General features: G+C 55.0%; 18 protein-coding genes and 2 pseudogenes. 14 read left to right on the forward strand and 6 right to left on the reverse strand.

The window, feature by feature from the left end; translation table 11 throughout:
* Positions 1–273 (forward strand): annotated as a pseudogene (gene nhaR, locus CW267_RS25725) (transcriptional activator NhaR); the annotation flags it as partial.
* A gap of 119 nt (positions 274–392) precedes the next feature.
* On the opposite strand, the gene rpsT reads toward nhaR, so the two are convergent.
* On the reverse strand, positions 393–656 hold the full coding sequence (gene rpsT / locus CW267_RS25730) for a 30S ribosomal protein S20 (RefSeq protein ID WP_002887965.1): 264 nt from the start codon (positions 654–656) through the stop codon (positions 393–395).
* A 116-nt stretch (positions 657–772) separates the two neighbouring features.
* On the opposite strand from rpsT, the pseudogene CW267_RS31765 reads away from it, so the two are divergent.
* The 7 genes and pseudogenes from CW267_RS31765 to rihC form a co-directional block, all read left to right on the forward strand.
* Positions 773–978 (forward strand): annotated as a pseudogene (locus tag CW267_RS31765) (DUF2575 domain-containing protein); the annotation flags it as partial.
* A gap of 7 nt (positions 979–985) precedes the next feature.
* Positions 986–1,924: a bifunctional riboflavin kinase/FAD synthetase gene (gene ribF / locus CW267_RS25745; RefSeq protein WP_008807494.1), complete on the forward strand. Its 939-nt coding sequence runs from the start codon at positions 986–988 to the stop codon at positions 1,922–1,924.
* 43 nt (positions 1,925–1,967) lie between these two features.
* Positions 1,968–4,784, forward strand: a complete 2,817-nt coding sequence (gene ileS / locus CW267_RS25750; protein ID WP_032733435.1) for an isoleucine--tRNA ligase — start codon at positions 1,968–1,970, stop codon at positions 4,782–4,784.
* Positions 4,784–5,284 carry a signal peptidase II gene (lspA, locus tag CW267_RS25755; RefSeq protein ID WP_008807492.1) on the forward strand — a complete coding sequence of 167 codons (501 nt, stop codon included), beginning with the start codon at positions 4,784–4,786 and terminating at the stop codon, positions 5,282–5,284. Before ileS ends, lspA begins: the two co-directional genes overlap by 1 nt.
* 117 nt (positions 5,285–5,401) lie before the next feature.
* Complete coding sequence (gene fkpB / locus CW267_RS25760) at positions 5,402–5,851, forward strand: FKBP-type peptidyl-prolyl cis-trans isomerase (RefSeq protein WP_002887976.1); 450 nt, start codon at positions 5,402–5,404, stop codon at positions 5,849–5,851.
* A 1-nt stretch (position 5,852) separates the two neighbouring features.
* A complete protein-coding gene (gene ispH, locus CW267_RS25765) occupies positions 5,853–6,803 on the forward strand; it encodes a 4-hydroxy-3-methylbut-2-enyl diphosphate reductase (protein ID WP_002887979.1) in 951 nt (316 codons plus the stop codon).
* 67 nt (positions 6,804–6,870) lie between these two features.
* Positions 6,871–7,785: a ribonucleoside hydrolase RihC gene (gene rihC, locus CW267_RS25770; RefSeq protein WP_100781480.1), complete on the forward strand. Its 915-nt coding sequence runs from the start codon at positions 6,871–6,873 to the stop codon at positions 7,783–7,785.
* 4 nt (positions 7,786–7,789) lie between these two features.
* Here the strand turns inward: rihC and CW267_RS25775 are convergent, their stop codons facing one another.
* Positions 7,790–8,728, reverse strand: coding sequence for a LysR family transcriptional regulator (locus CW267_RS25775; RefSeq protein WP_012968969.1), 939 nt, complete (start codon positions 8,726–8,728; stop codon positions 7,790–7,792).
* A 271-nt stretch (positions 8,729–8,999) separates the two neighbouring features.
* On the opposite strand from CW267_RS25775, the gene CW267_RS25780 reads away from it, so the two are divergent.
* From CW267_RS25780 to CW267_RS25800, 5 genes are all read left to right on the forward strand, one after another.
* Positions 9,000–10,055 (forward strand): 4-oxalomesaconate tautomerase, encoded by a 1,056-nt coding sequence (locus CW267_RS25780; RefSeq protein ID WP_012542901.1) that lies wholly within the window; start codon positions 9,000–9,002, stop codon positions 10,053–10,055.
* 105 nt (positions 10,056–10,160) lie between these two features.
* On the forward strand, positions 10,161–11,594 hold the full coding sequence (locus tag CW267_RS25785) for an anion permease (RefSeq protein ID WP_100781481.1): 1,434 nt from the start codon (positions 10,161–10,163) through the stop codon (positions 11,592–11,594).
* 99 nt (positions 11,595–11,693) lie between these two features.
* Positions 11,694–12,956 carry an SLC13 family permease gene (locus CW267_RS25790; protein ID WP_012542898.1) on the forward strand — a complete coding sequence of 421 codons (1,263 nt, stop codon included), beginning with the start codon at positions 11,694–11,696 and terminating at the stop codon, positions 12,954–12,956.
* A 55-nt stretch (positions 12,957–13,011) separates the two neighbouring features.
* The gene (locus CW267_RS25795; RefSeq protein ID WP_100781483.1) at positions 13,012–15,297 is read left to right on the forward strand and encodes a hydratase; all 2,286 of its coding nucleotides are present in this window, start codon (positions 13,012–13,014) and stop codon (positions 15,295–15,297) included.
* A 180-nt stretch (positions 15,298–15,477) separates the two neighbouring features.
* Positions 15,478–15,843 carry a DUF805 domain-containing protein gene (locus tag CW267_RS25800; protein ID WP_046622736.1) on the forward strand — a complete coding sequence of 122 codons (366 nt, stop codon included), beginning with the start codon at positions 15,478–15,480 and terminating at the stop codon, positions 15,841–15,843.
* Here CW267_RS25800 and CW267_RS25805 read toward each other — a convergent pair.
* On the reverse strand, positions 15,791–16,720 hold the full coding sequence (locus CW267_RS25805; protein ID WP_023339571.1) for a LysR family transcriptional regulator: 930 nt from the start codon (positions 16,718–16,720) through the stop codon (positions 15,791–15,793). The two genes, CW267_RS25800 and CW267_RS25805, sit on opposite strands and share 53 nt — an antisense overlap.
* Positions 16,721–16,812: 92 nt before the next feature.
* Between CW267_RS25805 and CW267_RS25810 the strand changes: the two genes are divergently transcribed.
* Positions 16,813–17,442, forward strand: a complete 630-nt coding sequence (locus CW267_RS25810) for an alanyl-tRNA synthetase (RefSeq protein WP_032736650.1) — start codon at positions 16,813–16,815, stop codon at positions 17,440–17,442.
* Positions 17,443–17,447: 5 nt separating this feature from the next.
* Here the strand turns inward: CW267_RS25810 and CW267_RS25815 are convergent, their stop codons facing one another.
* The 3 genes from CW267_RS25815 to CW267_RS25825 all read right to left on the reverse strand — a co-directional run.
* A complete protein-coding gene (locus tag CW267_RS25815) occupies positions 17,448–18,152 on the reverse strand; it encodes a response regulator (RefSeq protein ID WP_023339573.1) in 705 nt (234 codons plus the stop codon).
* Positions 18,145–19,773 (reverse strand): sensor histidine kinase, encoded by a 1,629-nt coding sequence (locus tag CW267_RS25820; protein WP_048293643.1) that lies wholly within the window; start codon positions 19,771–19,773, stop codon positions 18,145–18,147. Before CW267_RS25820 ends, CW267_RS25815 begins: the two co-directional genes overlap by 8 nt.
* 171 nt (positions 19,774–19,944) lie before the next feature.
* Positions 19,945–21,092 (reverse strand): sodium ion-translocating decarboxylase subunit beta (locus tag CW267_RS25825; protein WP_101148669.1); only part of this gene is annotated, 1,148 nt, incomplete at its 5' end.

A 21,092-nucleotide genomic window follows, 5' to 3' on the forward strand; every position in this document is an offset into this window, starting at 1 on the left:
ATTAACGTGCAGGGCCTGAAGGTGGAGATCCTCGGCGAATTTGACGATGCGGCGCTCATGAAAGCCTTCGGCGCCGCGCATAATGCGATATTTGTCGCGCCGACGCTCTATGCGCATGATTTCTACTATGACGAATCGATTATCGAAATTGGCCGCATGGATAGCGTGATGGAGGAGTATCACGCTATTTTTGCCGAGCGAATGATTCAGCATCCCGCGGTTCAGCGCATCTGTAATCGCGATTACTCGTCACTGTTTACCGAACCCCGATAGCCTGCCGGCGTGGGCTGGCGTGGCGCTGGCCGCGCCAGCGCGCGTTAGCGGGGGAAGATGGCGGGCATAAAAAAACCCGCTTTCGCGGGTTTCTTTAACAAAGTTCAGCAAGCAGGCGATTAAGCCAGTTTGTTGATCTGTGCAGTCAGGTTTGCTTTATGACGCGCAGCTTTGTTTTTGTGGATCAGACCTTTAGCAGCCTGACGGTCCACGATTGGTTGCATTTCGTTAAATGCTTTCTGTGCAGCAGCTTTGTCGCCAGCTTCGATAGCTGCGTATACTTTCTTGATGAAAGTACGCATCATAGAGCGACGGCTTGCGTTGTGCTTGCGAGCCTTTTCAGACTGAACGGCGCGCTTCTTAGCTGATTTGATATTAGCCAAGGTCCAACTCCCAAATGTGTTCTATATGGACAATTCAAAGGCCGAGGAATATGCCCGTTTAGCCTTCTTTTGTCAATGGATTTGTGCAAATAAGCGCCGTTTAACACCACAGCGCTTCATTACGTAGTGATGGCGCAAGATTCTACCAGCTTGTTGCAGTCGAATACAGCTTTTCCACCATAAAAATCGCCGGGCGCGGCCAGTTTTCCCGCTTTCTCGCGCTGAGTGAATGAATTCCTGAGAACTTTCGTTGCCGAGGTGCAATCGCTGGTTAACGTTGACAGTTGTACAAGGTATACTCGGACGATTTTCACTGTTTTGAGCCAGACATGAAGCTGATACGCGGCATACATAATCTCAGTCAGGCGCCGCACGGGTGCGTGCTGACCATTGGTAATTTTGACGGCGTGCATCGTGGGCATCAGGCACTGCTGCAGCGGTTGCGCGAAGAGGGCCGCCAGCGCGGTTTACCGGTGGTGGTGATGATTTTCGAACCCCAGCCGCTGGAGCTCTTTGCCGCCGATAAAGCCCCGGCGCGGTTGACCCGCCTGCGTGAAAAGCTGGGCTATCTGGCTGAAAGCGGGGTCGACTATGTATTGTGCGTTCGCTTTGACCGCCGGTTCGCCGCGCTAACCGCGCAGGATTTTATCAGCGAACTGCTGGTGCGCCGCCTGGGTGTGCAGTTCCTTGCCGTCGGTGATGATTTCCGCTTTGGCGCTGGTCGCCAGGGGGATTTCTTGTTATTACAAAAGGCCGGAGCGGAATACGGCTTCGACGTGACCAGCACCCAGACTTTCTGCGAAGGTGGGGTGCGTATCAGCAGTACGGCGGTGCGTCAGGCGCTGGCGGATGACGATCTCCTGCTGGCGGAGACGCTGCTGGGCCATCCGTTTAGCATCTCCGGACGCGTCGTTCATGGTGATGAACTGGGCCGTACCATAGGTTTTCCGACGGCGAACTTACCGCTGCGTCGTCAGGTTTCCCCGGTTAAAGGGGTCTATGCGGTAGAAGTGACAGGGCTGGGCGACAAACCCATCGCGGGCGTCGCCAATATTGGCACCCGTCCAACGGTCGCGGGCGTGCGTCAGCAGCTTGAAGTACATCTGTTGGACGTTGTAATGGACCTCTACGGTCGCCATATCAATGTAGTACTGCGTAAAAAGATACGTAACGAGCAGCGGTTTGCGTCGCTGGACGAGCTGAAGGCGCAAATCGCACGTGATGAGTTAACGGCCCGCGAATTATTTGGGCTGACCAGCCAGGCCTGAGCCGCTGGTGTTTATCAAACCGAAATACGGAACCGAGAATCTGATGAGTGACTATAAATCGACCCTGAATTTGCCGGAAACAGGGTTCCCTATGCGTGGCGACCTCGCCAAACGCGAACCGGGAATGCTGGCGCGTTGGACCGATGATGACCTGTACGGCATCATTCGTGCAGCCAAAAAAGGCAAAAAAACCTTCATTCTGCATGATGGCCCTCCTTATGCGAATGGCAGCATTCATATTGGTCACTCGGTTAACAAGATTCTGAAAGACATTATCGTTAAGTCCAAAGGACTGACGGGCTATGACTCGCCGTACGTTCCGGGCTGGGACTGCCACGGTCTGCCGATCGAACTGAAAGTCGAGCAGCAATACGGTAAGCCGGGTGAGAAATTCACCGCCGCTGAATTCCGCGCCAAGTGCCGCGAATATGCCGCGGAGCAGATCGACGGTCAGCGTAAAGACTTTATCCGCCTGGGCGTGCTGGGCGACTGGTCGCGTCCGTACCTGACCATGGACTTCAAAACCGAAGCCAACATCATCCGTGCGCTGGGTAAAATCATCGGCAACGGTCATCTGCATAAAGGCGCTAAGCCGGTGCACTGGTGCGTTGACTGCCGTTCCGCGCTGGCGGAAGCGGAAGTGGAGTATTACGACAAAACCTCTCCGTCTATCGATGTGGCGTTCCACGCGGTAGATAAAGCCGCGGTACTGGCGAAATTCGGCGTGGCCGACGTCAACGGCCCGGTTTCCCTGGTTATCTGGACCACCACGCCGTGGACCCTGCCGGCTAACCGCGCCATCTCTCTGTCGCCGGAATTCGACTACGCGCTGGTGCAGGTTGACGGTCAGGCGCTGATCCTGGCGAAAGACCTGGTTGAGAGCGTGATGAAGCGCCTTGGCGTTACGGATTACCGTATCCTGGCGGCGGTACAAGGTTCAGAACTTGAACTGATGCGCTTCCAGCATCCGTTCCTCGATTTCGACGTGCCGGCGATCCTTGGCGACCACGTGACGCTGGACGCGGGTACCGGCGCGGTGCATACCGCCGGCGGCCACGGTCCGGACGACTACACCATCAGCCAGAAATACGGTCTGGAAATCGCCAACCCGGTTGGCCCGGACGGTGCTTACCTGCCAGGTACTTACCCGTCTCTGGATGGCATCAACGTCTTCAAAGCCAACGACATCATCGTTGAGATGCTGCGTGACAGCGGCGCGCTGCTGCACGTGGAAAAAATGCAGCACAGCTATCCGTGCTGCTGGCGACACAAATCGCCGATCATCTTCCGCGCCACCCCGCAGTGGTTCGTCAGTATGGATCAGAAAGGCCTGCGCGCGCAGTCGCTGAAAGAGATCAAAGGCGTGCAGTGGATCCCGGACTGGGGCCAGGCGCGTATCGAATCGATGGTGGCCAACCGCCCTGACTGGTGTATCTCCCGTCAGCGTACCTGGGGCGTGCCGATGTCGCTGTTCGTGCACAAAGAAACCCACGAACTGCACCCGCGTACCCTTGAACTGATGGAAGAAGTGGCGAAACGCGTTGAAGTTGACGGCATCCAGGCGTGGTGGGATCTCGATTCCCGCGACATCCTTGGCGATGACGCCGACAGCTACGAGAAAGTGCCGGATACCCTCGACGTGTGGTTTGACTCCGGGTCGACCCACTCTTCCGTGGTTGATGTGCGTCCGGAATTCGCCGGTCACGCCGCGGACATGTATCTGGAAGGCTCTGACCAGCATCGCGGCTGGTTCATGTCTTCACTGATGATCTCCACGGCGATGAAAGGCAAAGCGCCATATCGCCAGGTACTGACCCACGGCTTCACCGTCGATGGCCAGGGCCGCAAAATGTCCAAGTCTATCGGTAACACCGTTAGCCCGCAGGACGTGATGAACAAGCTGGGCGCCGATATCCTGCGTCTGTGGGTGGCTTCCACCGACTACACCGGCGAAATGGCGGTCTCCGATGAGATCCTCAAACGCGCCGCGGACAGCTATCGTCGTATCCGTAACACCGCGCGCTTCCTGCTGGCGAACCTGAACGGTTTCGATCCAGCGAAAGACATGGTTAAACCGGAAGAGATGGTGGTGCTGGACCGCTGGGCAGTCGGCTGCGCGCAGGCGGCACAGGAAGATATCCTGAAAGCCTACGAATCCTACGACTTCCATGAAGTGGTACAGCGCCTGATGCGCTTCTGCTCCATCGAAATGGGCTCGTTCTACCTCGACATCATCAAAGACCGCCAGTACACCGCGAAAGCGGACAGCGTGGCGCGTCGCAGCTGCCAGACCGCGCTGTTCCATATCGTGGAAGCGCTGGTGCGCTGGATGGCGCCGATCATGTCCTTCACCGCGGACGAAATCTGGGGCTACCTGCCGGGCGATCGTGAGAAATATGTCTTCACCGGTGAGTGGTATGAAGGTCTGTTCGGCCTGGCCGACGATGAAGCGATGAACGACGGTTTCTGGGATGAATTGCTCAAGGTGCGCGGCGAAGTCAACAAGGTGATCGAGCAAGCGCGTGCGGATAAGAAAGTCGGTGGCTCTCTGGAAGCAGCGGTCACGCTGTATGCCGATGCCGACCTGGCGGCCAAGCTCAACGCGCTGGGCGATGAATTACGATTTGTCCTGTTGACCTCCGGCGCCAACGTTGCCGATTATGCGCAGGCGCCGGCTGATGCCTGGCAGAGCGATCTGCTGAAAGGGCTGAAAGTGGTCCTGAGTAAAGCCGAGGGCGAGAAGTGCCCACGCTGCTGGCATTACACCAGTGACGTCGGCAAGGTAGCGGAACACGCAGAAATCTGCGGTCGCTGTGTGAGCAACGTCGCCGGTAACGGCGAGCAACGTAAATTCGCCTGATGAGTAAATCGATCTGTTCAACGGGGCTACGCTGGCTGTGGGTCGTCGTAGCCGTGCTGATTATCGATCTGGGTAGCAAATTCCTGATCCTCCAGAACTTCGCTCTGGGGGAGACGGTTCCGCTGTTCCCGTCGCTTAATCTGCATTATGCCCGCAACTATGGCGCGGCGTTTAGTTTCCTCGCCGACAGCGGCGGCTGGCAGCGCTGGTTCTTTTCCGGGATCGCGATCGGCATTTGTGTGGTGCTGACGGTACTGATGTACCGTTCGAAGGCGACGCAAAAGCTGAACAATATTGCCTACGCCCTGATTATCGGCGGTGCGCTGGGTAACTTGTTCGATCGCCTGTGGCACGGCTTCGTGGTCGATATGATCGACTTCTACGTCGGCGACTGGCATTTCGCCACCTTCAACCTCGCCGATAGTGCGATCTGCATCGGCGCAGCGCTGATTGTGCTGGAAGGTTTCTTGCCGAAACCGACCGCGAAAGAGCAGGCGTAAATGTCAATGCCGGGTGGCGCTACGCTTACCCGGCCTACAGAATTTGTGGCCGCCCGTCGGTCCGGTTAGCATAGCGCCACCGGGCAACCGGTGACCTAAAACAAGCGAGCAATTTGCATGTCTAAATCCGTACAGAGCAACAGCGCGGTACTGGTGCACTTCACACTGAAACTGGACGACGGCTCCACCGCCGAGTCCACCCGCAGCAACGGCAAACCGGCGCTGTTTCGCCTCGGCGACACCTCTCTGTCTGAAGGGCTGGAGCAACAGCTTCTCGGTCTGAAAGAGGGGGAGAAAAAGGCCTTTTCGCTGGAGCCTGACGCCGCCTTTGGCGTACCCAGCCCGGACCTGATTCAGTATTTCTCTCGCCGTGAATTTATCGACGCTGGCGAACCAGAGATCGGCGCGATTATGCTCTTTACCGCAATGGATGGCAGCGAAATGCCTGGCGTGATCCGCGAAGTGAACGGCGATTCCATCACCGTCGACTTCAACCATCCGCTGGCCGGGCGCACCGTTCATTTTGATATTGAAGTGCTGGAGATCGATCCGGCGCTGGAGGAGTAACATGCAGATCCTGTTGGCTAACCCGCGCGGTTTTTGCGCTGGTGTTGACCGCGCTATCAGCATTGTAGAAAACGCGCTGACGCTGTATGGCGCACCGATCTATGTTCGTCATGAAGTGGTGCACAACCGCTATGTGGTGGATAGCCTGCGCAAGCGCGGCGCCATTTTTATCGAACAGATCAGCGAAGTGCCGGACGGCGCGATCCTGATTTTCTCCGCTCACGGCGTATCGCAGGCGGTACGGAATGAAGCGAAGAGCCGCGACCTGACGGTGTTCGATGCCACCTGTCCGCTGGTGACCAAAGTCCATATGGAAGTCGCCCGCGCCAGCCGCCGCGGCGAAGAGTCGATTCTGATTGGCCATGCCGGCCACCCGGAAGTCGAAGGTACCATGGGACAGTACAACAACCCGCAAGGGGGCATGTACCTGGTCGAGTCGCCGGAAGACGTTCTCAAGCTGGAAGTCAAAAACGACGCCCGGCTGTCGTTTATGACCCAGACCACGCTCTCCGTCGACGATACATCTGACGTTATTGACGCCCTGCGCGCGCGTTTCCCGAAAATCGTCGGCCCGCGCAAAGACGACATTTGCTATGCCACCACTAACCGTCAGGAAGCCGTGCGCGCGCTGGCGGAGCAGGCTGACGTGGTGCTGGTGGTCGGGTCGAAAAACTCCTCCAACTCTAACCGCCTCGCCGAGCTGGCGCAGCGGATGGGCAAAGCGGCTTACCTGATTGACGACGCCTCCGATATCCAGGAAGCGTGGGTCAAGGATGCGGCCTGTGTCGGCGTGACGGCGGGCGCATCGGCGCCGGATATTCTGGTGCAGAACGTCATTACCCGCCTGCAGGAGCTGGGCGGCGGCGAAGCCGTGCCACTGGAAGGCCGGGAAGAGAATATCGTCTTTGAAGTGCCGAAAGAGCTGCGTGTGGATGTCCGTGAAGTAGAGTAAGTTCTTTCCTCCAGCAGTATGAGAAGATGCCAGACTTAACGTCTGGCATTTTTTTTAGGGAGAAACCATGCGCTTACCGATCATTCTTGATACTGACCCGGGCATCGACGATGCTGCCGCCATTGCCGCGGCGCTGTTCGCGCCCGAGCTGGAGCTGCAACTGATGACCACCGTGGCGGGCAACGTTTCGGTGGAGAAGACGACCCGTAACGCGCTGCAGCTGCTGCACTTCTGGAATGCCGATGTGCCGCTGGCGCAAGGGGCGTCGATGCCGCTGGTGCGTCCGTTGCGCGACGCCGCCTCGGTGCATGGCGAATCCGGCATGGAGGGGTATGACTTTGTTGAGCATCAACGTCAGCCGCTGGCGAAGCCGGCCTTCCAGGCGATCCGCGATGCATTGATGCACGCTGCCGAGCCGATTACTCTGGTGGCGATTGGCCCGCTGACCAATATAGCGCTGCTGCTGACCCAGTACCCGGAATGCGTGTTCAATATTCGCCGGCTGGTGATCATGGGCGGCTCGGCGGGGCGCGGCAACTTCACGCCGAATGCGGAATTCAATATTGCTATCGACCCGGAAGCCGCCGCGAAAGTCTTCCACAGCGGGCTGGAGATTGTCATGTGCGGGCTGGACGTCACCAACCGGGCGCTGCTGACGGCAGATTACCTGGCGACGCTACCGACGCTGAACCAGACCGGTAAAATGCTTTATGCTCTGTTTAGCCACTATCGCAGCGGCAGCATGAGCAGTGGTTTGCGAATGCACGATCTCTGCGCTATTGCGTGGCTGGCGCGCCCGGAACTGTTCACTCTCCAGCCGTGTTTTGTGGCGGTGGAGACGCAGGGGACCTGGACCGCCGGCACCACGGTGGTGGATATCGAAGGGCGACTGGGTCAGCCGGCGAACGCCCAGGTGGCGCTGGATATCGACGTCGAAGGGTTTCAGCGCTGGGCGGCGGAGGTGATTGCCCTGGCGCCGTAACCGTTTATCCTTGCGGGTTTGTGTCGACAACGTTACACCACAGTTCGCTCGCTTCATCCGTCCACATCAGGAGTAACAGTGACGCGAAGCGTTCAGCTGCTGCGGAAAGCGGGCGGTTTTTTACGCGGATCATACCCAGTGTACGCCGGATGACGGGTTCCACTAGCGGCACGCTGACCACCGCGCTGTTGACGTGATGAGGCATGGCCAGACAGGGCAATGCCGATACGCCAAGCCCCGCCTCAACCAGGCCCAGAGAGGTGGATAAATGTCTGACTTCATAAAACCAGTTCAGCTTCCACGGTTTATCTGCCAGGCAACTTTCAATCAGTTGCCGATTGCCGCTCGATCGCCTTACGCCAATTAATCTCTGCGAGGCGAGCTCTCGCCATTCCACCAATTTCTTGCTGGCCAGTGGATGATCCTTTCTGCAGGCCAGGACGAAGGGTTCGTTGACCAGTGGGCTAAATTCGATATCGGGATGTGTGATGAAGTTCATGTTTATTCCAAAATCGACTTCCCCCTTTCTCACTGAGGTCATGCAATTTTCTATACCTTGTTCATAAATTCGTACTTTGATATGCGGATAGCGCTGATTAAATTGAACGATAGCGCGAGGCAAAAAATAAAAGACGGCTGTGGGGATACAGGACAACGTTATCGTATCCTGGACATGAGAAGTGAGGCTGCTGACGTCGAAGATGGCGGCATCGAGGCTGGCAATCAGCGATTTTGCTTTCGGCAGCAGCATTGCTCCCGCCTGCGTGAGCTGAATTTTTCGGGTGGTACGTACGAATAGCGCGGTATTGAGATTACTTTCAATTTTTTTAATTTTTCGCGTCAGCGCGGGTTGTGTCAGATTAAGGACCTCGGCGGCTTTACTAAACGAGCCGAGCTCCGCCACGGTCACAAAGGCTTTCATACCGGATAGTTCATTGTTCATCATGACTCCCTGAGCGTAAATAGACTTTATGCCTATAATAGGGCCTAATTAATTATCATCGCGATGAAATCTGTAATTGATGTTCTGGGGGAATAAATCTTATTTTTTAATTTTATCAATCACCGACACCCTTGCAAGTAGAATCAGCGGGTAAACGGTATGGCGGCAATGAAATAATAAAGTTAATAAAAAACTTTAAATTCATTGAATGTATTTAATTCACGCCTGCCGCTTATTTGAGTTTTTCTTCTCTATTTGTAAGGAGCGTGTTATGAAAACTATTCCATGCGCACTTATGCGTGGCGGCACCTCAAAAGGGGCCTTTCTGTTAGCAGACGATCTCCCTGAAGATACGCAGAAACGTAATGAGGCGTTATTAACTATCATGGGTTCAGGCCATGAGCTGGAAATCGACGGGATTGGCGGCGGTAGCCCACAGACCAGCAAGGTGGCGATTGTCAGCCAATCGACCAGTCAACAAGCGGATGTGGATTACTTATTTGTTCAGGTCATTGTCAATGAACGCCGGGTAGATACCACGCCGAATTGCGGCAATATGCTCTGCGCCGTGGGTGGGTTTGCCATCGAAAAAGGACTCGTCGCGGCAACCTCTCCGGTGACACGGGTGCGCATCAGGAACGTGAATACCAATACCTTTGTTGACGCAGACATTCAGACCCCGAATGGGCAGGTGGTTTATGAAGGCGGCACGCATATTGACGGCGTTCCAGGCCAGGCCGCACCCGTTGGCTTGACGTTTTTGAACGCTGCAGGGGCGAAATCCGGCCAGCTATTCCCCACCGGCAACCGGGTCGATATCTTTGATAGTATTCGCGTGACCTGTATCGATATGGCGATGCCCATGGTCATTATTCCGGCGCAAAGCCTGGGCAAAACAGGATATGAGTCAGCGAGTGAATTAGATCAGGATAAAGGCTTTTTTCAACGCCTGGAATCCATCCGCAAACAAGCTGGCGCGGCAATGGGATTTGGCGACGTATCAAATATGGTGATCCCCAAACCCGTGCTGGTGGCGCCACCACAGCATGGTGGAACACTGACTGTTCGCTATTTCATGCCGCATAGCTGTCATAAATCGTTGGCGATCACCGGCGCCATCGGCCTGGCGAGTTCATGCATTATTGCTGATACCGTGGTTAACGAAATGACCCGCATGGCGGGGGATGGCCTCATTAACGTTGAGCATCCCAGCGGAAGCATTGATGTGAGTCTGAGCAATACTCATGGGCAGCCAGAAAACATTCGCGCATCGGTTATTCGCACCGCGCGTAAAATTCTCTCGGGAATGGTTTACCTGCCAGATTAATCATCTCACCAGACAATTTATAAATTATTCGAAACAGAGTGCCCGATTTTTATTTTGGGTCATTCCTGAGCGTTTTTATATGATTAATCCAGGCAAGGAATCAAAATGGATAAAAAATCGTTATGGAAACTATTGGTTATTATAGCCATACCAATACTGATAAGTGTATTTCCCGCACCTGAAGGGTTGACTAAGCTAGCATGGGTGTTGTCAGGTATTTATCTGGCGGCCATCGTTGGTTTAGTGATCAAACCCTTTTCCGAACCGGTTGTCTTGTTAATCGCCGTCGCTGCCTCTATGGTGGTGATCGGTAATTTAGGCGACGGCACCATAAAGTCATCGAGCGTCTTAAGCGGTTATGCTTCCGGCACCACCTGGCTGGTGTTCTCTGCATTCACCCTCAGTGCCGCTTTTGTCATTACCGGCTTAGGTAAACGTATTGCTTATATTCTTATTGGCAAGATAGGCAGTACGACGCTGGGATTAGGCTATGTCACCGCTTTTTTGGATCTGATCCTGTCACCCGCTACGCCGTCGAATACCGCGCGCGCTGGCGGTATCGTTTTACCGATTATCAATAGCGTGGCTGTGGCCCTGGGCTCGGAACCTGAACATAGCGCAAAACGCGTTGGTCATTACCTGATGATGAACGTCTATATGGTGACCAAAACCACCAGCTATATGTTTTTTACGGCGATGGCCGGCAATATTCTGGCGCTCAAGATGATTGAGGATATTTGTCATATCAAATTGAGCTGGGGCGGATGGGCGCTGGCCGGCGTGTTGCCAGGCATCATTATACTGCTACTGACGCCGCTGATTATTTATAAGCTTTATCCCCCTGAGCTGAAGAAGGTGGATAACAAAGCGATAGCCAAAGCCGGTATTGAATCCTTAGGACCGATGACGTTACGGGAAAAAATGCTCTCCTGCCTGTTTATCATGGCGCTGGGCGGTTGGGTATTCAGTAAATCGCTGGGCGTGAACGAATCAACGGTCGCCATTTGTGTGATGGCATTGATGCTGGTATTAAAAATCGTCAGCTGGGATGATGTGATTAAGAACAAAGGTGGCTGGAACACACTGATTTGGTATGGCGGCATCATCGGTTTGAGCTCATTGCTGTCCAGCGTGGGTTTTTTCATGTGGCTGGCTGACTTGCTCAAAAATAACATTTCTTTTGGCACTCATAGTACACTCGCCTTCATCATTATCGTGGCGTTAAGTATTTTAGTCCGTTACTTCTTTGCTTCGGGCAGCGCCTATATTGTGGCGATGGTTCCAGTTTTTGCCATGCTGGCCAATGTGTCTGGGGCGCCGGTGATGCTGACTGCATTAGCTCTGCTGTTTAGTAATTCCTATGGCGGAATGGTCACTCACTATGGCGGTGCGGCGGGCCCCGTTATATTTGGTGTGGGATACAACGATATTAAGTCCTGGTGGATTGTGGGCGGTATATTGGCACTGTTGACTTTCATCTTACACATTACCGTAGGGGTATGGTGGTGGGAGTTATTAATGTACTGGAAAGTGATTTGATGTAGCTTTGAGAGTGTCAATACGCCCGCATTTTATTTTGCATCACCTGCTGTTATTAAAAATATTATTTTTATTTGCTGAACGAGGGATTATCTATTTATGTCACCAGTTGCCATTACCTTGTCACTATTACTATTTTCAATCGTGATGTTTGTTTGGGAAAAAATCCCTCTGGCTGCCACGGCAATGATTGTCTGCATTGTTTTAGTCGTAACCGGAATTTTCGATGTGAAAACGGCTTTCGCCGGATTTATTAACCAAAATGTTATTTTATTTGTGGCGATGTTCGTGGTTGGCGGCGCCCTGTTTGAAACCGGCGTCACCGATAAGATTGGCGGCATAGTGACGCGTTACGCCAGGTCAGAGAAGCAGCTTATCGTTATTATTATGCTGGTGTGCGGCCTGCTATCCGGGTTTTTATCCAATACCGGAACGGCTGCGGTGCTGATACCCGTGGTCATCGGCGCTGCTATCAAGTCTGGCTATGCGCAATCTCGCCTGCTGATGCCGCTGGCGTTTGCTTCGGCGCTGGGGGGAAACTTATCTCTCATTGGCTCCCCGGGCAATCTGATCGCCCAGTCGGCGCTGGAGCAAGTCGGGCAACGTTTTGGTTTTTTCGAGTATGCCAAACTTGGTATTCCCATGCTGCTCTGCGGGATCCTCTACTTTTTGACCATAGGCTATAAACTGTTGCCGGCAAAATCGGCAAGCAGCAAAGCAAATGCGGACAATGGTAGAAAAATTTCTTGCCCAAAATATAAGCAAGTGATTGCTGTTCTGGTATTGGTATTTACCGTCCTGGGAATGATTTTCGAGAATATTATTGGTTTACCCATTGCCATTATTGGTTCCATTGGCGCTTTATTCTTAGTCATTACCGGTGTCATTACGGAAAAGCAGGCATACCAGTCAATTGATTCACAGACTATTTTTCTGTTCGGCGGAACCTTAGCGTTAGCGAAAGCGCTTGAAACCACCGGGGCCGGGGAAATCATGGCTCGCTCTGTTATCGATCTGCTTGGTCAACAGGCTTCACCATTTTTACTGCTCAGCTCAGTGTTGGTCATCTCCTGCGCATTAACCAATTTTATGTCAAATACGGCAACGGCCGCCTTACTGATGCCAATCGGTTTGTCTATTGCCAATTCGATGGGGGCTGACCCTCGGGCGGTGCTGATGGCTATTGTGGTGGGTTGTTCGTGTGCCTATGCGACGCCAGTGGGAACCCCGGCGAATATGATGATTTTTTCCGCCGGGGGGTATCGATTTATGGATTATGTCAGGGTCGGTCTGCCGCTGATTATTATATCGATTATTGTGAGTTTTATTTTACTTCCCATCTTCTTCCCCTTCTATCCGTAAGCGTAGGTGGGCAGGAAAAAGGTTTTAATTTTATCTACAGCAAAGGATGCAAATCATGATTAAATTACATGAACATGGGGTTTATTTATCCCATGAGAATGGTATTGTTGCGGAAAAGTCATGTTCATTTCCCGTCGATAAGGAAAGTGCCCGTAAGGGAACGATCTCTTGGTCAATTCTGTCGTCCCATAGTCGATCAGCCGACGAGCGGAAGTTAAAAATTAAGTTTGATTCCATAACCTCCCATGATCTTACCTTCGTTGGCATTATTCAGACAGCGAAAGCGTCCGGGATGACGCGCTTTCCCTTGCCCTATGTTTTAACCAATTGCCACAATTCACTTTGCGCAGTGGGTGGCACGATAAACAGTGACGATCATATTTTTGGCCTGACATCGGCGCAGAAATATGGCGGGATCTATGTTCCTCCGCATATTTCCGTTATCCACCAGTATATGCGTGAAATGATGGCGGGTTGCGGCCAAATGATTCTGGGGTCGGATAGTCATACCCGCTATGGCGCACTGGGCACGATGGCGGTTGGCGAAGGGGGCGGTGAATTAGTTAAACAGTTGCTGGGCAGTACCTGGGATATTGATTATCCAGAGGTTGTCGCGGTGTATTTAACCGGTAAACCGGCAGCGGGGGTTGGGCCGCATGATATTGCGTTAGCGATCGTTGGCGCCGTCTTCAAGAGCGGCTACGTGAAGAATAAAGTGATGGAGTTCGTTGGCCCCGGTGTGGCCAGCATGTCGACCGACTTCAGAAACAGCATCGATGTGATGACCACCGAGACTACCTGCCTGTCCTCCATCTGGCAGACGGATGAAGAGACGCATAATTTCTTGCGCCTTCATGGCAGGGAGAAAGACTATCGGGCGCTGGCGGCAAAAGACATGGCCTACTATGACGGTTGCGTTGAGGTTGATTTAAGCACTATCAAGCCGATGATTGCGTTACCGTTTCATCCTGCCAACGTCTATGAAATTGCGACGCTTAATGAAAACCTGGCGGACATTTTACGTGAAGTGGAAGTGGAGTCGGAGAAGATCTCCCTTGGGCGCGCGAAGCTGTCGCTGTTAGACAAAATAGAGAACGGTAAATTACGTGTCCAGCAGGGGATCATTGCCGGTTGCGCCGGAGGTAACTATGTCAACGTGGCCCAGGCGGCTCAGGCCCTGAAGCACCATGCCTGCGGGGACAATATTTTCTCGCTCTCTGTATATCCTTCCTCGCAGCCAGTGCTGATGGCGTTAAACAAAAAGGGATTAATTAACGATCTCATGAGCACTGGCGCCATTGTTCGCACGGCATTCTGCGGCCCTTGTTTTGGCGCCGGCGATACCCCGATGCATAATGGCTTAAGCATCCGGCACACGACGCGTAATTTTCCCAACCGCGAAGGTTCTAAACCGGGAAATGGCCAAATGTCCGCGGTGGCATTAATGGATGCCCGCTCAATTGCTGCAACGGCCATCAACGGCGGACTTCTGACGTCAGCTGCGGAACTCGATTGCTGGCAGGACGTACCCGACTATGAATTTGATGTATCACCCTATCAGAGCCGGGTTTATCAGGGCTTCGTGAAAGGGGTGACGCAGCAGCCGCTGATCTATGGCCCGAACATCAAAGACTGGCCGGAGATGAATGCGCTAACGGAAAATATTCTGTTGGTGGTGGCTGCAAAGATAATGGATCCGGTGACCACCACCGACGAACTGATCCCTTCCGGTGAAACATCGTCGTTTCGTTCTAATCCATTAGGTCTGGCGGAATTTACGCTATCCCGTCGCGATCCGGAATATGTCGGGCGGAGTAAAGCCATCGCCGCAATGGAGCAACAGCGCGTTAACGGTGAGGATCTCTATCGCGGTTATCCGCAGCTGGAAAATATTTTTTCACGACTGCGACTGCTGCCTGGCCAGGAACATATTACCGTTGAGCAGACGGAGATTGGCAGCATGGTCTATGCGGTCAAACCCGGCGATGGATCGGCGCGCGAGCAGGCCGCGAGCTGCCAGCGGGTGCTGGGTGGGTTGGCTAATATTTGCCAGGAGTATGCAACCAAGCGCTATCGCTCCAATGTCATTAACTGGGGGATGCTGCCGCTGCAGATGAAACAGGTACCTGACTTTGAGGTCGGCGACTTTATCTATATTCCAGCGATAAAAAGTGCGCTGGCTGGCGACCTGAACGATATCACCGCCTTTGTCCTCAGTGATAAAAAGCCGATTCAGCAGATTAGCCTGTATATGGAGACGTTAACCGCCGCTGAGCAAGAGATTATTAAAGCCGGTGGGCTTATTAATTATAATAAAAATCAATTAACTAATAGTCATTAATTGATTTCACCCCGTGCTGGCGGCCTGTTCGCTGCCAGCCATTCTTTCCTGCCAAAATCCGCTTTTTTGTGCCAGCACATGAATCGCCGCTGAATAATCATTTAATCTGCCTTTTATTGCGCGGGTCGGGTCTATCAACCTGGCCTGCAGCTATTCACGTTATTCTCATGGAGAGAGGCAATGACCTGTGGACAGGCGTATTTGAGCGGCTGGAAAGAGACCTTTAATTTTAGCGGCCGCGCCAGCCGGCAGCAGTTCTGGACGTTTTTTCTCATCAATGTATTGATCGCCACCGCGCCGCTGGCGGCCTGGTGTCTGGCAACCAGCGTTAACCCTCAATACGGCATCCTCAGTTTTGTTGTCATTCCCTTTGCCGCGCTCTGGCTGCTGCTGATGGCGCTCCCCTTGCTGGCTGTTGGCTGCCGGCGAATGCATGATATCGGCCGCTCCGGGATCTGGTTTGTGTTGGGGATTATCATTCCGTGGTTTGCAATTATTTCGCTGGCTCTGTGCTGCCTGCGTTCAACGTCGGCACCGTCTCGCTGAGATAATCAATCATCACCCGCATCCTGGCGGGCATATGCTTATCTCCCGCCCACAGCAGCCACAGGTCGCCGGAGTAGCTGCTGATGAATTCCCACTCGGGCAGCACCTGCACGATATCGCCCTTCGCCAGCGCCTCGCGAGCGGTAAACAGCGGCAGGCTGCCAATGCCCAGATGCTGCTTAACCGCGTCGAGGCGTACGGCGGTATGGTTGGCGGCGTACCGCCCGTAGGTTTGCACTGTTTCGCTTTTCCCTTCCCGGCGGAACTTCCAGCGCGCGTCGGCGGGCGTTTCGCCAAGACTAATGCAGCAATGCGCGCGCAGATCCTGCGGCGTATACGGCGTACCGTGCTGCTGTAAATAGGGCTCAGTGGCGCAGATAACGTGCCTGATTGGCATCAGCGGTTTACCATGCAGACCAGGGGAAGGGGTATCGGTGATGCGCAGCGCCAAATCAATACCGTCATCGATAAAATCCAGAGGGCGATCTTCCAGCCGCAGGCAGACATCCACCTGCGGGTAGCGATGGAAAAACGCCATCATCAGCGGGTGGATCACAAAGCGGCCGACGGCTTTCGGTACGCTGAGCGTCAGCTTTCCCTGAGCGACCGTTTGGCGACTGCTGGCGGAATCTATCGCCTGCCGCGCCGCTTCCAGCATCTGCTGGGCATGCTGATACACCGTTTCCCCGGCATCGCTCAGTCGCAACTTGCGGGTGGTTCGATGCAGCAGCTTGCTGCCCATCTCCCGCTCCAGTCGCGACACGCTGCGGCTCACGGCGGAGGGCGTCAGTCCGCTCTGGCGGGCGACGGCGGAAAAGCTGCCCTGGTCGACAATCTGGACGAAGAGGGCGAGGTCCGGCAGGAGGTTCAGATTCATTTGTGCTCCCGGGGCAAAAGTGCATTGGCGGGTGGTGGGATTATCGCTGTCGATATTATCAATATACTGGTCGGACAGAGAGGAGAATCACCATGACTGAACGAGTTTATTACACCAGCGATGCTACCGACGGGCGCGCCCAGATCACCGCCTGCACTACAGAAGCGGATGGCCGTTACGCCATCGAACTGGATCGGACGCTGTTTCACCCGCAAGGAGGCGGTCAACCGGCAGACCGCGGCTGGATCGCCGGGCAGGCGGTTGAGACGGTTATTGTGCGCGGCGACAGCGTGCTGCATATCCTGTCGCAAGCGCTTCCCCTCGGTGACGTGGAGATGAAAATTGATGCCTCCGCGAGACAGCTGCATGCCCGTCTGCATTCTGCCGGCCACCTGCTTGGCCTGGCGGGCGAACAGCTTGGCTGGCAACCGGTGAAAGCGCACCACTGGCCCGGCGAAGGGCGGATAACCTTTACCAGCAGGAACAATGCCGCGCTGCCGGACGCCAGTGCGCTACTGGCGCCGGTGAAGGCCTGGCAGGCGCAGGACTTACCGCGTCAGGTGACGTTCGCTGATGGCTTGCGCCAGGTGGGCTTCGGCGAACTGCCCGCTTATCCCTGCGGTGGCACCCACGTCGCCCGTCTGGCGGAGCTGGGCGACGTCGTCGTCAGCCAGATTAAAATAAAGAAGGGGCAGCTGGTGGTCAGCTACACCCTGGCGTAAGCGTTTTATCTCTGCTCAGGATAGGCCTGCTTGCCGTGATAAATGCGCTCCGGTCGGCCAACCTTGCCGTAGCTGATTTCCGCTTCCAGAAAGTCGTTCTTCACCCCTTGTTCCAGATAACGGCGGGCGGTGGTTTTGCTGCTGCCGAGGATACGGGCCAGCGAGTCGGCGGTATGCACCACCGACGGGTCGGCAAACAGCTGGAGCACGCGCTGAAAGGTGCTTTCATCGATCCCGCGCAGTGGTGCGCTGGCGGGTTCCGTTTGCTCCCGGGCCTGAATATTAAACAGTGCATCGACATGGATCTGGCTGGCCTGTTCGCTGGAGCGCAGCGAGCTACGATAGCGGGCAAAGCGCTCCAGTGTGTGCTGCAGGCGCTGATAGTGCACCGGCTTAATCAGGTAATCGAACACCCCAAGACGCAGCGCTTCGCTAATGGTATCCATATGATTATCTGCAGTAATAAAGATAATCCGTCCCTTGTAATGCGTACTGACAGCATGGCGTATCAGATCGATACCTTTGCCGTCGGGTAAAAAATTATCCAGCAGGATCAGCTGCGGTTGATACAGTCTGAGCTGTTTCCTGGCGCTCTCAAGCTTATCCGCAATGCCAATGACGTCGAACTGGGGAAACTGTTTAATGTTATCCACCAGGATCTCCGCCAGCATAGGTTCGTCTTCAACGATAAGAGTAGTGATGCTATCCATGATGTTCTTCTCGGGTCAGGGGGATATAAAGCGTAAAGATGGTGCCAAAAGGAATATTATTTTCGACGACAATACTGCCGCCTGCCTGTTCCACATAGCTGCGTACCAGCCAGAGTCCGATACCATGATCTTTGCTGGCGCTGCTGGTGACGCCGCGCTCGAAGATCCGATCGCGCAGCGTCTCGTCAATGCCGCATCCCTGGTCGGCGATCTCAATGATCACTTCGTGACCGTCGCTGTTGATCAGGCATTCTATCTGCCTTGACCCCTGCGGCTGACGCAGGCTGGCATTGTAGGCGTTATCAAGCAGATTCCCCACGATCGAGATCCATTCATTGTGAGAAAGGGCGGTGGGTAATCTGTCAACGAAGCAGGCCGGATCGAATACCAGCTCCAGACCGAGCTCTTTGGCCCGGTAATACTTGCCGATCAACAGTCCGGCCAGATGGTTATCCTGGAAATTCCGCGCGATAAAATCGATCACCTTCTGGTGACTTTCCGACTGCTGTTGGATCAGATCCAGCGCATGATCGTAGCGTTTAAGAAACAGCAGGCCAGCGATAGTGGAGATCAGATTGCGATGCTCATGCTGCACGGCGCGCAGGTTATCCGCATACTGTTGCACCTGGCTAAGCTGCAGGCTAAGGGTGTTGATATCGTCTTTGCTGCGAAAGCTGATCACCCAACCCTGTGGCTCATTGTTTAAGATCACCGCCATCCGGCTGGCGATCACTTTGATCTGATTGAAGGTGACGATTTCGTCTTTTTTATTGGCCTGTGGCGCATCGTAGAAAAAGGTCTCCTGCGAGATAACGTTGTTGATCCCTTTGCCGATAAGCGTGGTTTCCGGTTGGCTCAAATTGAGCAGGCGGCGGGCAGTCTGATTAATCGCAGTGATTTTATAACCGGAGTCGATGGCGATAAGCCCTTCGAACACCGATTCAAACAGCACGCTTTGCTGGATCAACAGCTGTGACAGCTGCTGGGGTTCCATATTGAGCATCTGCTTTTTGATATGCAGTGAGAAGCGGCGGGCGCAATAGAGCAGGAGCAGTAACATGATGGCCATCGGGATCAGCAGCGAGCTTATCTGCAGGCTGAGCCAGTTCTCCAGTTGCTCGATGGTATAGCCTACCGACACAATGCCGATCACTTTGCCGGTCGCGTCCTGAATCGGCGATTTACCACGCAACGAGGATCCCAGCGAGCCTTTGCGCACTGACACGTAGCTTTTGGCGTTTATCAATGCCTCATCACTATCGCCGCCCTCCATCGATTTGCCGATTTCATCAGGATTGACGTGATAGAGGCGCTGGCCGCTGGCATCACCGACGGTGATGTAGGTGGCGTCGGAGAACGAACGCATGGGGTCGATAAGGGCTTTGATTCTGGCGAGGTCGCGTTTCTGTACCGCCTCCACCAGCTCCGGCATCGCCGAAATCTGCATCGCCTGAATCAGCGCCCGTTGCCCGACCTGATAATGCAGACGCTCCTCGGTAATGTCTGTCAGATACCATGACATCGCCAGCATGACGGTAGTCGAGGTAAATAAGATCAGCAGGAAGATGCGATTCTGAAACGATCGCCGGGCAAACCAGTGGGTGATTTTTCGGGTATACATTGGGTAGATAGACATTAAATTGTTATTCTCCCCGTTTTGCGCCCCCGGCGCCGACAGGTGGAGCACAGAACAGAAAATTTCAGACATGTGCCCGGCCCCGTCATGCCAGGAGTGGGTATCAAATCAGCCCGGAGGCGGGGCGACAGCCACACCTCCGGGAAGAACGCTGGCCTACATCGCCAGCACGTACTTGAGCATCACCCCGGCGGCGATCGCCGAGCCGATCACCCCGGCCACGTTCGGGCCCATGGCGTGCATCAGCAGGAAGTTCTGCCCGTCCGCTTCCAGACCCACCTTGTTCGACACCCGCGCCGCCATCGGCACCGCCGACACCCCCGCCGAGCCGATCAGCGGGTTGATCGGGTTCTTACTGAACCTGTTCAGCAGCTTCGCCATCAGCACCCCGGCGGCGGTGCCCACGCAGAAGGCGATCACCCCCAGCACCAGGATCCCCAGCGTCTGCGGCTGCAGGAACTTGTCCGCCACCAGCTTGGCCCCCACCGACAGTCCGAGGAAGATGGTCACGATGTTGATCAGCGCGTTCTGCACCGTATCGCTCAGCCGCTCCACCACGCCGCTCTCGCGCATCAGGTTGCCGAAGCAGAACATCCCCAGCAGCGGCGCGGCGTCCGGCAGCAGGAGCGCCACCAGCAGTAACAGCACCGCCGGGAAGAGGATCTTCTCCCGCTTACTCACCGTGCGCAGCTGCACCATGCGGATCTTCCGCTCCTTATCCGTGGTCAGCGCCTTCATGATCGGCGGCTGGATCAGCGGCACCAGCGCCATATAGGAGTAGGCCGCCACCGCGATGGCCCCCAGCAGCTCCGGCGCCAGCTTGCCCGACAGGTAAATCGCCGTCGGGCCGTCGGCGCCGCCGATGATGCCGATGGCCGCCGCCTGCGGCAGGGTGAAGCTGATGATGCCGAAGTAGTTCAGTGTCAGCGCCCCGAGCACGGTGGCGAAGATCCCGAACTGCGCCGCCGCCCCCAGCAGCAGGGTGCGCGGGTTGGCCAGCAGCGGGCCGAAATCGGTCATTGCCCCAACGCCCATAAAGATGACCAGCGGCGCGATGCCCGAGCCGATGGCCACCTTATAGAAGATGGCCAGCACCCCGGCGGAGTAGCCCATGTCCACCGCGAGGCTCTCCATCTGCCCCTGCACCGACGGCAGGGCCAGCGCCAGCGCCTCCTTAATGGCGTGGACGTCCGGCGCGCAGTGGAGCTTCGCGGCAATCACCGCCAGCTGCGCCGGGTCGTGGTGGGCCAGCAGGCTCTCCAGGGCGGTGAGCGCCAGCCCGGCCTCCGGGATGTTCGACAGCA

Origin of the sequence: Klebsiella sp. X1-16S-Nf21 (assembly GCF_002837615.1) — a bacterium.
GTDB lineage: Bacteria > Pseudomonadota > Gammaproteobacteria > Enterobacterales > Enterobacteriaceae > Klebsiella > Klebsiella variicola.